A 12,912-nucleotide genomic window follows, 5' to 3' on the forward strand; every position below is an offset into this window, starting at 1 on the left:
GCTCCGGCCAGGGCGCCCTGCGCCTCTGGCCAGCGTGGAAGAGCGTTTCGATCAGCACGAAACCCCCATGAAAAACCCGCTACCAGTCACCTGGTAGCGGGTTTTTTCATCGGCTGAAGCCCTGGGGCTTCAGCGGTCAAGGCGGATCATTGGCTGGCCAGCACCTGGCCGTTCTTCACTTCCAGTTGCTTGCCCGGCTCGTGGTCCATGCGGACCTGGCCGATCTTGCCATCCAGCAGATACTTGACGTCATAGCCGACCACCTGGTCCTTGCTGTCGGTAACCGTGTTGCAGCGGGTCTGGGTGGTGGTGTAGGTGTCGCGGTTCTGCATGTATTCCTGACCCTTGTTGCCGGCGTAACCACCGCCCACGGCACCGGCGATGGTCGCCAGGGTCTTGCCGCTGCCGTTGCCGACCTGGTTGCCCAGCAGACCGCCGACGACCGCGCCTACGGCGGTCCCGGCGATCTGGTGTTGGTCCTGAACAGGTCGCCGATGAGTCACCGCGACCTCCTTGCAGACCTCGCGCGGGGTCTTGACCGTTTCCTTGACCGGCTGGACGGCGACGACCTCGGCGTACTGAGGCCCGCGGTCGACGAAACTGTACGCCACGGCGCCACCTGCGGTGGCGACGATGGCTCCCAGAACCGTACCTACGAGCATCGACTTGTTCACTACAACCTCCTGACTACTCTGTCATAGCGGGCACCTGGCCCTTTGCCATGCCTGGGACATCAGGGACGCTCGTCGAGTTCCTTGGCCTGCGGCGGAATCAGGTCCTCGCTCTTCAGATCCAGCCAGATCAGCACAACGTTGGCGATATAGATCGACGAGTAGGTACCGGCCATCACGCCGATGAACAGCGCCAGCGAGAAGCCGAACAGGTTGTCGCCACCAAAGATCAGCAGGGCTCCCACGGCGAGCAGGGTCGAGATCGAGGTCGCCAGGGTCCGTAGCAGGGTCTGGGTGGTCGAGACGTTGATGTTCTCGATCAGGTCGGCCTTGCGCAGCACCCGGAAGTTCTCCCGCACCCGGTCGAACACCACGATGGTGTCGTTGAGCGAGTAACCGATGATCGCCAGGACCGCCGCCAGCACCGTCAGGTCGAAGGTGATCTGGAAGAACGACAGCAGCCCCAGGGTCACCACCACGTCGTGCACCAGCGACAGGATGGCGCCCACGGCGAACTTCCACTGGAAGCGGAAGGCCACGTAGACCAGCACGCTGCCCAGGGCCAGCAACATGCCCAGGCCGCCCTGGTCACGCAGCTCCTCGCCCACCTGCGGGCCGACGAACTCGGTACGGGTCAGGGAGAAGTTCTCGGTGCTCGCCTGCTGCAGCGCGCCGGTCACCTTCTGGCCCAGTTGGGGATCGTCACCGGGCATCCGTACCAGCACGTCGGTGGTGGCGCCGAAGCTCTGCACCACGGCGTCTTCGAAGCCGGCGCCCTGCAATTCCTGACGGATCTTGCCGAGGTCGGCCGGCTGCTCGTAGCGCAGCTCGATCAGGGTGCCGCCGGTGAAGTCCAGGCCGAAGTTCAGCCCCTTATAGAACCAGCTGAACAGCGCCAGTACGGTCAGGAGCGCGGTGATGGCGAACGCGATATTGCGTACGCCCATGAAGTTGATGGTCTTTTTCATGGCCGCGTCCTCAAATCCACAGCTTCTTGACGTTCCGGCCGCCATAAATCAGGTTGACCATGGCACGGGTCACGAAGATGGCGGTGAACAGGGAGGTGAAGATACCCAGCGACATGGTCACGGCGAAGCCCTTGACCGGCCCGGTGCCCATGGCGAACAGGATGGCGCCCACCAGCAGGGTCGTCAGGTTGGAGTCCAGGATCGCCGTGAAGGCCCGATTGAAACCTTCGTGAATGGCGCGCTGGATCGGCATGCCGTTGGCGATCTCTTCACGGATCCGCGAGAAGATCAACACGTTGGCGTCCACCGCCTGACCCATGGTCAGCACGATACCGGCGATACCCGGCAGCGTCAGGGTGGCATGCAGGATGGACATCAGCGCCATCAGCAGCACCATGTTGAACGCCAGGGCGATGGTCGCCAGCACCCCGAAGAAGCGGTAGATGGCGATCAGGAACAGCGAGACGAAGACCATGCCCCACAGCGAGGCATCGATGCCCTTCTCGATGTTGTCGGCGCCCAGGCTCGGGCCGAGGGTGCGTTCTTCGGCGAAGTACATGGGTGCGGCCAGGCCACCGGCACGCAGCAGCAGCGCCAGTTCCGAGGCCTCGCCCGAGCCATTCAGGCCGGTGATGCGGAAGCTGTTGCCCAGGGCCGACTGGATGGTCGCCAGGCTGATGATGCGCCGCTCTTCCTCGAAGCCGGGCACCGCCACTTCCTTCTGCACGCCGTCCACGGTCTGGGTGGTGTAGCGGGTGACCGGGCGCTGCTCGATGAACACCACGGCCATGCTGCGGCCGACGTTGGTGCGGGTGGCACGGTTGATCAGATCGCCACCGTGGCCATCCAGGCGGATGTTGACCTGGGGCCGGCCGTTCTCGTCGAAGCTGGCCGAGGCGTCGGTGACCTGGTCACCGGTGATGATGACGTTACGCTCCAGCGGTACCGCCGGACGCCCGGGCTCGCGGAATTCGAAGCTCTCGGTGGAGGCCCGCGGGGTGTCCGCGGTGGCGGCCAGGCGGAATTCCAGGTTGGCGGTCTTGCCGAGGATGCGCTTGGCTTCGGCGGTGTCCTGCACACCCGGTAGCTCGACCACGATGCGGTCGGCGCCCTGGCGCTGCACCAGCGGCTCGGCCACACCCAGTTCGTTGACCCGGTTGCGTACCGTGGTCAGGTTCTGGGTGACGGCATAGTTGCGGATCTCCCGCAGCTTGGCCTCGGTCAGCTGCAGACGCAGCACCTGCAGGTCGCCACGGGTATCGGTGGTCAGCTCGAAATCGGTGTAGTTCTTGCGGATCAGGCTCTGGGCCTGCTGCAGGTCGGCGGCATCGGTGAAGCCAAGCTGCAGGGCGCCGTTCTGGTCGGGCATGCTGCGATAGCGCACCTTCTCGCGGCGCAGCAGGGTCTTGACCTCGTTGTCATAGACCTTCAGGCGCGCATCCACGGCCTTGTCCATGTCCACCGCCAGCAGGAAGTGCACACCGCCGGAGAGATCCAGACCCAGCTTCATGGGGCTGGCGCCCAGCTTGCGCAGCCACTGCGGGGTGGTGGGCGCCAGGTTCAGGGCCACCACGAAGTCGTCGCCCAGGGTACGGCGGACCACTTCCTGGGCCGGCAGTTGATCATCGGCGCGCATCAGGCGGATCAGCACCCGGCTGCCGTTCTCATTGAGATCGCTGGACTTCACCGCCAGATGAGCCTCGGCCAGGGCCGCGTTGACACGCTGCACCTCGGCGGGGGTCACCGTGCGTTCGGTGCTGGAAGCGCTGATCTGCAGGGCCGGATCGTCGGGGTACAGATTAGGAACCGAATAGATGGCGCCCACGACCAGTACGGCCAGGATCAGCAGGTACTTCCAGAGGGGATATTTGTTGAGCATGACACCGCCCGAGATAAAGGCGGGGCGCCTTGCGCGCCCCGGTGTTAGCTAGATTAAGGAAGGCTCAGAGGGCCTTCAGGGTGCCCTTCGGCAGAGTCGCGGCGATGGCGCCCTTCTGGAACTTGAGTTCGACGTTGTCGGACACTTCCAGCACCACGAACTCGTCGGTGACCTTGTTGATGCGACCGGCGATGCCACCGGTAGTCACCACTTCGTCACCCTTCTGCAGGCCGCCGATCAGGTTCTTGTGGTCCTTGGTGCGCTTGGCCTGGGGACGCCAGATCAGGAAATAGAAGATCACCACGAAGCCGATCAGGAAGATGAACTGAATGTATTCACCTCCCGGTGCGGCGTTGGCGGCCGGCGCGGCAGCTTCCTGGGCCTGGGCCGTGGAAATCAGAAAACTCATTGCACTACTCCTTGCAGAGTTGGATGACGGAAAAAGAAGAGATGCCGGGGGTCGCTCGCCACCGGTTCGACCGCTGCAGAACCCCGGTCACGCACCCGGCGAAGGACGCGCGAGCGCCGTTTCGCCTGGACGATCGGACAGGGGCTTTCAGCGGTCGAGCGGCGGCGTAGGCAGGCCGCGCCGAGCATAGAAGGCGTCCACAAAGTCGGCCAATTTACCCTCTTGGATAGCCTGGCGCAAACCGGCCATCACCCGCTGGTAATACCGCAGGTTGTGGATCGTATTCAGCATACTCCCCAGCATTTCCCCGCATTTATCCAGATGGTGCAGATAGGCCCGGGAGAAATGTTTGCAGGTGTAACAGTCGCAGGTTGGATCCAGCGGCGTCTCGTCGTGACGATGCACGGCGTTGCGCAACTTGAGCACGCCGGTGTCGATGAACAGATGGCCGTTGCGCGCGTTGCGGGTGGGCATCACGCAGTCGAACATGTCGACGCCACGGCGCACGCCTTCCACCAGGTCTTCCGGCTTGCCCACGCCCATCAGGTAGCGCGGCTTGTCCGCCGGCAGGTGCGGCGGCAGGAAATCCAGCACGCGAATCATCTCTTCCTTGGGCTCGCCTACCGACAGGCCGCCGATGGCGTAGCCGTCGAAGCCGATGCCTTCCAGGCCCTCCAGGGACCTCAGGCGCAACTCCTCGTGCATGCCGCCCTGGACGATGCCGAACAGCGCCGAGGGGTTGTCGCCATGGGCTTCCCGGGAGCGCTTGGCCCAGCGCAGCGACAGCTCCATGGAGCGGCGCGCGGTGTCGAAGTCCGCCGGATAGGGGGTGCACTCGTCGAAGATCATCACGATGTCCGAGCCCAGGGCGCGTTGCACCGCCATGGATTCCTCGGGGCCCATGAACACCTTGGCGCCGTCCACCGGCGAGGCGAAGTAGACGCCCTCTTCCTTGATCTTGCGCAGCGCGCCCAGGCTGAACACCTGGAAGCCGCCGGAATCGGTGAGGATCGGCCCCTGCCACTGCATGAAGTCGTGCAGGTCGCCGTGGCGCTGGATCACCTCGGTCCCGGGCCGCAGCCAGAGGTGGAAGGTGTTGCCCAGGATGATCTGGGCGCCGATGTCGGCGACGCTGTCGGGCAGCATGCCCTTGACCGTGCCGTAGGTACCGACCGGCATGAAGGCCGGGGTCTCGACCACGCCGCGGGGAAAGGTCAGGCGGCCGCGACGGGCCTTGCCCTCGGTGGCCAGCAATTCGAAATTCATGAAACTCATATCAGCTCTCCGGGCCTTGGGCCCCGGGATTGCGGGTGATGAACATGGCGTCGCCATAACTGAAGAAGCGATAGCCCTCGGCCACGGCCGTCGCATAGGCGGCCATGGTCTCGCGGTAACCGGCAAAGGCCGACACCAGCATCAGCAGGGTCGATTCGGGCAGGTGGAAGTTGGTCACCAGCGCATCGACGACATGGAAGGGGCGACCGGGATAGAGAAAGATATCCGTCTCGCCGGCGAAGGCCTTGAGCTGGCCATCACGGGCGGCGCTTTCCAGCGAACGCACGCTGGTGGTACCGACGGCGATCACCCGACCGCCACGGGCGCGGCAGGCGGCCACGGCATCCACGACGGCCTGGTCGACCTGCAGCCACTCGCGGTGCATGTGGTGGTCTTCGATGCGCTCGACCCGCACCGGCTGGAAGGTGCCGGCGCCGACGTGCAGGGTGACGAAGGCGGTCGCCACGCCCTTGGCGCGGATGGCCTCCAGCAGCGGCTCGTCGAAGTGCAGTCCGGCGGTGGGCGCGGCCACAGCGCCGGCATTGCGCGCATAGACGGTCTGGTAGCGCTCGCGATCCTCGGCCTCGTCGGGCCGGTCGATATAGGGCGGCAACGGCATATGACCGACCCGCTCCAGCAGCGGCAGCACGGGCTCGGCGAATTTCAGTTCGAACAGCGCCTCGTGGCGCGCCACCATCTCGGCCTCGGCACCGCCGTCAATGAGGATGCGGCTGCCTGGTTTGGGCGATTTGCTGGACCGCACATGGGCCAGCACCCGCTCCTCGTCCAGCACCCGCTCCACCAGGATCTCCAGCTTGCCGCCACTGGCCTTCTGGCCGAACAGCCGCGCGGGTATCACCCGGGTGTCGTTGAACACCATCAGGTCGCCCGGCTGCAGATAGCCCAGCAGATCGGCGAAGTGGCGATGGCTCAGCTCACCGCTGGGGCCGTCGAGCACCAGCAATCGACTGCCGCGGCGCTCGGCCAGCGGATGACGGGCGATGAGGGGTTCGGGAAGGTCGAAATGGAAGTCGGCGACGTGCATGGCAGGTAGATCTCGAAAGGCCGCACAGCTTACCGGAAGCGGCCTTTTTCACCAACGCACTTTGGATTGACCGGACCTGCCTGCATCCCTATACTCCGCCGCCATTGCCCCGGTGGCGGAACCGGTAGACGCGGCGGATTCAAAATCCGTTTCCGAAAGGAGTGGGAGTTCGAGTCTCCCCCGGGGCACCAAGTTGGTACCTTCCAGGCCTCCCCCGTGTTGCCTGGAAGCCGAAGAAACCGCCCCTCGAGGCGGTTTTTTTGTGCCTGGTGCGCCCTGGTCGCGGCGTCGATACGAGCCTCAATCCACGACGAATAACCTAGCCCCAGTCGCGGTCGAGGATCTGTGAGCCTCTGCATTGTCGGCCACCTGGTAACTCATGCCGGCGGTCAAGGTGAAGACGCGACCATCGGCCAGCTCGGTATCCAGCCGACCATCCAGGCAAAGTAGAATATGTCCCTTGCTGCACCAGTGATCGGCAAGATAACCCTCACTGTACTCGACCATGCGGACCCGTATTGCACCAAACTGGCAGGTACGCCAAAGCGCTGAGCCGCTCGCTCCCGCATGGACTACAGGTTCGATTTTCGACCAGTCAGTGGTACCGAATGGAATGTCGCTCAGTTGCATGACGGCCTCTACCTAGGTCAGGAAGGGTATGTTAGCCCGGCAGCAAGACGGTCAAGGGATACAGATTGGATGAATTTTCAAGGTATGCAGCCTTGCGCTAATTGCGGTTTTTGTACCTTTGCGAATACGGCGACCCCCATCCATCAGGCACGTTCTTGATCACCACACTCCCGCTTTCATCGTAGGAAAGGATGCCTTTTGAAATGGATATTGCTTGGCCTCGCGTTACTGCTGACCGGCTGCAACCACTACAGCTCGGCCGACTCCGTCTGCGAACCCAGCCCACTGAGCGGTGAGGACTGCAAGAAGTCGCAACCGGTCGGTAACTACCTGATGGACAAGTATCGGGAATGGCAGCGTTACCAATAGGCTGGTGCCCGCACAAGGCTTGCCGAGACCGGAAGATGCGCCTGAGCCCTTCCCTGCTACTCGTCCTGCTGCTGACCCTGGGTGGCTGCGCCGTGCAGCGACCCACCCAGCCAGCGAGTGCGGGTGTCGACCTGAATCACTCGCCCAGCTGGACGTTGCAGGCCCGGTTGCACAGCGCCCTCTATGGCTGCGAGTTGCTGGTGCTGCATGGCAACAACGCCCGCTTGGCGGGCGAACAAGGGCGGCTGGCGGACTTTCGTCAGCGGCTGAGCAGTTGCCAGACCCAGGCCGCTGCCGAAGAGAAGTCTGCTACGGACCAATTACCCGCCGGCCAGGATTGGCGGCTGCGCAATGCGCAGAAAGCCTACTTGGCCATCTGGCAGGGCTATCTGGCGGGGCTAACCATCGATCATCCAGCCGACTTGCAGCAGAAGCAGTCTTATCTTAAGGCGCGATCAGCGCTGCTCGACGTGGCGACAGGAGCACCCGGACATCCGCGCTGAGCCCCGGAAACGATCGGATAGCCAGCTGACCACCGGCAGCTGAAACGCAAGGGCAAAGCGTGCAATAGTAAGACATCGATACGGACGCGAGATCTTGCACATGGAAACGCTCTCCCCCCTCTCTCAGGTGGCGGTCAAGGACCTGGAAACGGCCCAGACCCCCGCCCGCTTCTCCACCGCTTTCATCGAGCGCCTGCTCTCGCGTTGCGAGACGCGCATGGACGAGATGGACGCCTGCCCCGACATGAGCGCTGATCTACGCCTGATCCACATGCAGAACGTCGATCTGCTGGTGCGTACCGTGGTGGGCGAATGCCGCCATCGGGATCAGATCCGCCGCGTGCAGCGCATCCTGAGCTTCTGCGAAGCCCACGCCGGCTGGCTGCAGCCGCAACCGGTCGTGAGCAAGGGCGCCGCCTAGCGGACGGCGCCGCCGGGCCCTAGCCGGCCCGGCGCAGCAACAGGATCCCAGCCACGGCGCAGAGCAGCGCCGGTGCCAGCACGGCCAGCAGCGGCGAGAAGCCGAACACCAGGCTGGACGGTCCCAGCAGGTCCTGGAAGATGCGCAGGGCGAAGCCGATGATCACCCCGGTGAAGATCCGCTGGCCCAGGGTCACCGAGCGCAGCGGGCCGAAGATGAAGGAGATCGCCATCAGCACCAGAGCGGCGGTCACCAGCGGCTGGAAGATCTTCGACCAGAACGCCAGCCAGTAGCTCTTGTTGCTCAGGCCCTGATCGGCCAGGTAGTGGATGTACCACCACAGCCCGGAGATCGACAGCGCATCCGGCTCCATGATCACGGTATCGAGCACCTGCGGGGTCAGCTCGACGTTCCAGATCACCTTGGGCTCCTGACGCACACTGGTCTGGCGATTGCCGAAGTCGGTGATGCTGACGTTTTCCAGCTCCCAGTGATCTCCACGATAGATACCGCGTTGGGCGAAGCTGGATTGCAGCAGATGGCGATTGTCGTCGAATTCGTAGCGCGTCACGCCCAGCAGCAGGCCATTGGGCTGCACGGCGTTGACGTGGGTGTACTCGTGGCCCTGGCGATGCCAGAGGCCATGACGCGAACTCTGCGCCTTGCCGGCGCTCTGCGCCAGGGCACGACCGCTCTGCGCCAGGTTCTCCGACCAGGGCGCCACGTACTCGCCGACCAGGATGCCGGCGATGAGCAGCACGAACATCGGCTTCATCACCGCCCAGACGATGCGCCCCAAGGAGACCCCAGCGGCACGCATCACGATCAGCTCGCTGCTGCTGGCCAGGGTGCCCAGGCCGATCAGGCAGCCAATCAGCGCCGCCATGGGCAGCATCTCGTAGGCTCGCCGCGGCGAGGTGAGCAGGACGAACTTGAGCGCCTCGGCGACGCCGTAGTTGTCGTCGAAGTCGCCGAGCTGGTCGATGAAGGCGAACAGCAGGGCTAGACCAACGATCACACCCAGCACCGCGAGGATGCTGACGAAGACGGTGCGCCCTATGTACCAATCGAGCTTGTTCATGCCGCTACCTCCGGCTTGCGACCGCGCAGACGCGCCTTGAGCGGTTCCCAGAAGGCCAGCAGCAGCCCCAGCACCAGGAACAGCAGGTGCACGCCCCACAGACCGATGGCCGGCGGCAGGCGGCCTTTATCCAGGGCGCCGCGGGCGGCGATCAGCAGCGACAGGTAGGCCATGTACAGCAGGATCGCCGGCAGCAGCTTGAGGAAGCGGCCCTGACGCGGATTGACCTTGGCCAAGGGCACGGCGATGAGAGTCACGACGAACACCAGGATCGGCAGCGACAGCCGCCATTGCAGCTCGCCGCGATACTGCAGCTCGTTGCTGCGCATGAGTTCACCAGTGGTGACGGCGTCACGCTCGCTGATGTCCTCGCTGACGGCGGGCTTGGGCAGCAAGACGCCATAGGTGTCGTACTGCACGGCGCGATAGTCGGCCTGGCCCGGCACGCCGTCGTAGCGGAAGCCGTTCTGCAGGATCAGGTAGCGACTGCCGTCCGGGTGGATTTCCTGCCGGCCGGTGTCGGCCACCAGCACGCCCACGCCGCGGTCCTTGCCGCCGGCGGTGGAGGTGTTGCGCTCGGAAATGAAGACGCCGCCCAGCTGGCTGCGATCCGCCGACAGGCGCTCGGTGTAGGTGACCCGCGAATTGTCCCGCAGCGACTGGAAGCGGCCCGGTTCGAGGGTGTCGAACTCGGTCATGGCATCCTGCTGATTGAGGATGGTGGTGACCTTCTGCACGCCCAGGGGTGCCAGCGACAGGCTCAGCCAGGCGACCACCAGGGCCACCACCGCGGCCGGCGCCATGCTGTAGGCCAGCAGGCGGCGCGGACTCATGCCGGTGGCGGTGAGCACGGTCATCTCGCTGTCCAGGTACAGCCGACCATAGGCCAGCAGGAAGCCGAGAAAGAGGCCCAGCGGCAGGATCAGCTGCAGGAAGCCGGGGATGCGGTAGGCCATGATGAGCAGGAGCACGCCCGGATCCAGCAGGCCCTGGGCCGCCTGGGCCAGGTACTTGATGAAGCGGCCGCTCATGATGATCACCAGCAGCACGGCACTGACCGCACCGAGGGTGGTGAGAACTTCTCGAGACAGATAGCGGAAGACGATCAAACAGGATTCTCCAGGGTTGTCAGGCTCTGGCGCGAACGCTCACACTAGCTCGGCTGCATGGCTTGCGTTGCAAGGCCCACCCGTTGAAGGCCGATCGCCGGGAAAGGCCCTGGCGAAAGCCCCGCATTATATCCTGCGAACTCATGTGTTTGTCTTGGGGAGCTTCTCCTAATGGAATTCGTCGTCAAAAACGCTCGTCCGGAAACCCTGAAAACCGCCACGCTGGTCGTGGCCGTCGGTGAAGGCGGTGCGCTCGACGCAGCGGCCAGCGCCGTGGACGCTGCCACCTCCGGCGCCCTGAGCGCAGCGGTCAAGCGCGGCGACATCGCCGGCAAGGCCGGCCAGACCCTGCTGCTCACCAATCTGCCCGGCCTCAAGGCCGAACGCGTGCTGCTCGTCGGTAGCGGCGCCAGCGAAGGGCTTTCCGACCGTCAGTACCGCAAGCTGGCCAGCGGCGCCCTGGGCGTGCTCAAGAGCCTGGGTGGCAGCGACGCCGCCATCGCCCTCGGCGATGTGCCGGTCAAGAATCGCGATGGTTATGCCCGCCTGCGCCTGCTGGCCGAGACCCTGGCCGATGGCGACTACGTCTTCGATCGCTTCAAGAGCAAGAAGGCCGAGCCGCGGCCGCTGAAGAAGCTGACCCTGGTCACCACCAAGGCCTCCCAGCCGGAAGCCGAACGCGCCCTGGCCCATGCCCTGGCGATCACCCACGGCACCGCCTATGCCAAGGACTTCGGCAACCTGCCGCCAAACGTCTGCAACCCGGTCTATGTAGCCGATCAGGCCAAGGCCCTGGGCAAGCAGTTCAAGGACGCCGGGCTCTCCGTCGAGGTGCTCGACGAGAAGAAGATGCGCGAACTGGGCATGGGCTCCTTCCTCGCCGTGGCCCAGGGCAGCGCTCAGCCGCCGCGCCTGGTGGTGCTGCAGTACCGGGGCGGCGCCAAGAACGTCCAGCCCTACACCCTGGTCGGCAAGGGCATCACCTTCGACACCGGCGGCATCAGCATCAAGCCGAGCGCCGGCATGGACGAGATGAAGTACGACATGTGCGGCGCCGCCAGCGTTCTGGGCACCTTCCGCGCCCTCATGGAGCTCAAGCCGGCGATCAACGTGGTGGGCCTCCTGGCCCTGGCCGAGAACATGCCGAGCGGCACCGCCACCCGTCCGGGTGACATCGTCACCAGCATGAGCGGCCAGACCATCGAGATCCTCAACACCGACGCCGAAGGCCGCTTGGTGCTGTGCGACACCCTCACCTACGCCGAGCGTTTCCAGCCCAAGGCGGTGATCGACATCGCCACCCTCACCGGCGCCTGCATCACCGCCCTGGGTTCGCTGGTCTCGGGCCTGATGGGCAACGACGATGCCCTGATCGACCAGGTCAAGCAGGCCGGCGATCGCGCCGACGACCGCGTCTGGCAACTGCCGCTGCACGACGAGTACCAGGAGCAGCTGGACAGCCCCTTCGCCGACATGGCCAACATCGGCGGTCCCAAGGCCGGCACCATCACCGCGGGCTGCTTCCTGGCGCGCTATGCCAAGGCCTATCCCTGGGCCCACCTGGACGTGGCCGGTACCGCCTGGATCAGTGGCGGCAAGGACAAGGCCGCCACCGGTCGCCCGGTACCGCTGCTGGTGCAGTATCTGCTCGACCGCACCGCCGAGGCTTAAGCCTCTACCCAAGGCCGCGGCGCTCCTACGTCGCGGCCTTGCCGTTTTCCTCTTCTCCGCGTGATCCTCCATGACCCGTGTCGATTTCTATGTCCTGCCCTCCACCGATCCCGCGGCGCGGCTGGCCTTTGCCTGCAGGCTGGTGGACAAGGCCTGGAAGCAGGGCATGCCGGTCTATGTGCATTGCGCCGACACCGAGCAGCGTCAGCGCCTGGACGAACAGCTATGGGCCTTCCGTCCCGACAGCTTCATTCCCCACGACTTGGCGGAAACCGCCAGTGACAGTCCGGTGGTGCTCGGCCTGACCACGCCCGCCGAGCAGACGGGCGAACTGCTGATCAACCTGACCCTGGCCCCACCGCCCTGCCATGCGGGTTTCGCCCGGATCGCCGAGGTGGTCGTCGAGGCCCCCGACGTGCGCCAGGCGATGCGCGAAGGTTTTCGCTTCTACCGCAAGCTTGGCTATGCTCTACAGGACCATCAGTTGTCGCGTGTCTGATATCCATGACCAGCACCAAGCCTCCCGCGCACGTCCTGCAAGACCTCGAAGCCATCCGCCAGGTGCTCGACAAGAGCCGTAACACGGTCCAGCCGAGCAGCGCCGACGGTATCCCCATCCTGTCCGATGTCATCGCCCCCAGCGCCGAGCGGCTCAAGGCCATTCCGCCGCTGCTCGACCAGATCGTGCCGGAGTCCATCGAAGACGTGACGCCCAGCGCGCCGCGCGAAGACCTGGCCCACGTCCGCCTGCGCCAGGAGGCACCGGCCATCCTGCAGGAACTGCTCGACGAGCAGCTGCCGCGCCTGGAAGCCGAACTGCAGCGCCGCCTGGCACAACGCCTGGAAGAACTCCTGCAACGCTCCTGAGCCGACGGGCAAGG

General features: G+C 64.9%; 15 protein-coding genes and 1 tRNA gene. 7 read left to right on the forward strand and 9 right to left on the reverse strand.

Annotation, left to right across the window (positions count from 1 at the left end; genetic code table 11):
• Positions 1-146: 146 nt before the first annotated feature.
• The 6 genes from NRG74_RS12075 to queA all read right to left on the reverse strand — a co-directional run bounded on the left by NRG74_RS12075 (position 147) and on the right by queA (position 6,247).
• Positions 147-674 (reverse strand): glycine zipper 2TM domain-containing protein, encoded by a 528-nt coding sequence (locus NRG74_RS12075; protein WP_017642541.1) that lies wholly within the window; start codon positions 672-674, stop codon positions 147-149.
• 59 nt (positions 675-733) lie between these two features.
• Complete coding sequence (gene secF, locus NRG74_RS12080) at positions 734-1,639, reverse strand: protein translocase subunit SecF (RefSeq protein ID WP_017642542.1); 906 nt, start codon at positions 1,637-1,639, stop codon at positions 734-736.
• Between the two features lie 10 nt (positions 1,640-1,649).
• The gene (gene secD, locus NRG74_RS12085; protein ID WP_017642543.1) at positions 1,650-3,518 is read right to left on the reverse strand and encodes a protein translocase subunit SecD; all 1,869 of its coding nucleotides are present in this window, start codon (positions 3,516-3,518) and stop codon (positions 1,650-1,652) included.
• Positions 3,519-3,582: 64 nt separating this feature from the next.
• Positions 3,583-3,927: a preprotein translocase subunit YajC gene (yajC, locus tag NRG74_RS12090; RefSeq protein WP_007162951.1), complete on the reverse strand. Its 345-nt coding sequence runs from the start codon at positions 3,925-3,927 to the stop codon at positions 3,583-3,585.
• Positions 3,928-4,074: 147 nt separating this feature from the next.
• The gene (gene tgt / locus NRG74_RS12095) at positions 4,075-5,193 is read right to left on the reverse strand and encodes a tRNA guanosine(34) transglycosylase Tgt (RefSeq protein WP_051226203.1); all 1,119 of its coding nucleotides are present in this window, start codon (positions 5,191-5,193) and stop codon (positions 4,075-4,077) included.
• Positions 5,194-5,203: 10 nt separating this feature from the next.
• Positions 5,204-6,247 (reverse strand): tRNA preQ1(34) S-adenosylmethionine ribosyltransferase-isomerase QueA, encoded by a 1,044-nt coding sequence (gene queA / locus NRG74_RS12100; protein WP_257704058.1) that lies wholly within the window; start codon positions 6,245-6,247, stop codon positions 5,204-5,206.
• 106 nt (positions 6,248-6,353) lie between these two features.
• Between queA and NRG74_RS12105 the strand changes: the two genes are divergently transcribed.
• Positions 6,354-6,438, forward strand: a tRNA-Leu gene (locus NRG74_RS12105).
• A gap of 109 nt (positions 6,439-6,547) precedes the next feature.
• On the opposite strand, the gene NRG74_RS12110 is transcribed toward NRG74_RS12105, so the two are convergent.
• Positions 6,548-6,877 (reverse strand): DHCW motif cupin fold protein, encoded by a 330-nt coding sequence (locus NRG74_RS12110; protein ID WP_017642546.1) that lies wholly within the window; start codon positions 6,875-6,877, stop codon positions 6,548-6,550.
• A gap of 198 nt (positions 6,878-7,075) precedes the next feature.
• Between NRG74_RS12110 and NRG74_RS12115 the strand changes: the two genes are divergently transcribed.
• The 3 genes from NRG74_RS12115 to NRG74_RS12125 all read left to right on the forward strand — a co-directional run bounded on the left by NRG74_RS12115 (position 7,076) and on the right by NRG74_RS12125 (position 8,170).
• The gene (locus NRG74_RS12115) at positions 7,076-7,246 is read left to right on the forward strand and encodes a hypothetical protein (RefSeq protein WP_017642547.1); all 171 of its coding nucleotides are present in this window, start codon (positions 7,076-7,078) and stop codon (positions 7,244-7,246) included.
• A gap of 35 nt (positions 7,247-7,281) precedes the next feature.
• A complete protein-coding gene (locus tag NRG74_RS12120) occupies positions 7,282-7,749 on the forward strand; it encodes a hypothetical protein (RefSeq protein ID WP_257704062.1) in 468 nt (155 codons plus the stop codon).
• A gap of 100 nt (positions 7,750-7,849) precedes the next feature.
• Positions 7,850-8,170: a hypothetical protein gene (locus NRG74_RS12125; protein ID WP_017642549.1), complete on the forward strand. Its 321-nt coding sequence runs from the start codon at positions 7,850-7,852 to the stop codon at positions 8,168-8,170.
• Between the two features lie 19 nt (positions 8,171-8,189).
• Here NRG74_RS12125 and lptG read toward each other — a convergent pair whose 3' ends face one another.
• Both lptG and lptF read right to left on the reverse strand, forming a co-directional pair.
• The gene (gene lptG / locus NRG74_RS12130) at positions 8,190-9,251 is read right to left on the reverse strand and encodes an LPS export ABC transporter permease LptG (protein ID WP_017642550.1); all 1,062 of its coding nucleotides are present in this window, start codon (positions 9,249-9,251) and stop codon (positions 8,190-8,192) included.
• Entirely contained in the window at positions 9,248-10,360 is a 1,113-nt protein-coding gene (lptF, locus tag NRG74_RS12135; RefSeq protein ID WP_257704065.1) for an LPS export ABC transporter permease LptF, read from the reverse strand. The genes lptG and lptF overlap by 4 nt, the downstream gene beginning before the upstream one ends.
• 171 nt (positions 10,361-10,531) lie before the next feature.
• On the opposite strand from lptF, the gene NRG74_RS12140 reads away from it, so the two are divergent.
• The 3 genes from NRG74_RS12140 (at position 10,532) to NRG74_RS12150 (ending at position 12,898) form a co-directional block, all read left to right on the forward strand.
• A complete protein-coding gene (locus NRG74_RS12140; protein ID WP_257704067.1) occupies positions 10,532-12,031 on the forward strand; it encodes a leucyl aminopeptidase in 1,500 nt (499 codons plus the stop codon).
• A gap of 70 nt (positions 12,032-12,101) precedes the next feature.
• Positions 12,102-12,530, forward strand: coding sequence for a DNA polymerase III subunit chi (locus tag NRG74_RS12145; RefSeq protein WP_059313854.1), 429 nt, complete (start codon positions 12,102-12,104; stop codon positions 12,528-12,530).
• A 5-nt stretch (positions 12,531-12,535) separates the two neighbouring features.
• Positions 12,536-12,898, forward strand: coding sequence for a hypothetical protein (locus tag NRG74_RS12150; RefSeq protein WP_059313853.1), 363 nt, complete (start codon positions 12,536-12,538; stop codon positions 12,896-12,898).
• The last annotated feature ends 14 nt before the right edge of the window (positions 12,899-12,912 follow it).

Source organism: Pseudomonas oryzihabitans (genome assembly GCF_024652905.1).
Taxonomy (GTDB): Bacteria; Pseudomonadota; Gammaproteobacteria; order Pseudomonadales; family Pseudomonadaceae; genus Chryseomonas; species Chryseomonas benzopyrenica.

Bases quoted from the DNA above. Each gene is read 5' to 3' on its own strand.
- secF (WP_017642542.1), bottom strand. From the start codon at position 1,639: ATGAAAAAGACCATCAACTTCATGGGCGTACGCAATATCGCGTTCGCC.
- secD (WP_017642543.1), bottom strand. From the start codon at position 3,518: ATGCTCAACAAATATCCCCTCTGGAAGTACCTGCTGATCCTGGCCGTA.
- yajC (WP_007162951.1), bottom strand. From the start codon at position 3,927: ATGAGTTTTCTGATTTCCACGGCCCAGGCCCAGGAAGCTGCCGCGCCG.
- tgt (WP_051226203.1), bottom strand. From the start codon at position 5,193: ATGAATTTCGAATTGCTGGCCACCGAGGGCAAGGCCCGTCGCGGCCGC.
- queA (WP_257704058.1), bottom strand. From the start codon at position 6,247: ATGCACGTCGCCGACTTCCATTTCGACCTTCCCGAACCCCTCATCGCC.
- NRG74_RS12110 (WP_017642546.1), bottom strand. From the start codon at position 6,877: ATGCAACTGAGCGACATTCCATTCGGTACCACTGACTGGTCGAAAATC.
- NRG74_RS12120 (WP_257704062.1), top strand. From the start codon at position 7,282: ATGCGCCTGAGCCCTTCCCTGCTACTCGTCCTGCTGCTGACCCTGGGT.
- NRG74_RS12125 (WP_017642549.1), top strand. From the start codon at position 7,850: ATGGAAACGCTCTCCCCCCTCTCTCAGGTGGCGGTCAAGGACCTGGAA.
- lptG (WP_017642550.1), bottom strand. From the start codon at position 9,251: ATGAACAAGCTCGATTGGTACATAGGGCGCACCGTCTTCGTCAGCATC.
- NRG74_RS12140 (WP_257704067.1), top strand. From the start codon at position 10,532: ATGGAATTCGTCGTCAAAAACGCTCGTCCGGAAACCCTGAAAACCGCC.
- NRG74_RS12145 (WP_059313854.1), top strand. From the start codon at position 12,102: ATGACCCGTGTCGATTTCTATGTCCTGCCCTCCACCGATCCCGCGGCG.
- NRG74_RS12150 (WP_059313853.1), top strand. From the start codon at position 12,536: ATGACCAGCACCAAGCCTCCCGCGCACGTCCTGCAAGACCTCGAAGCC.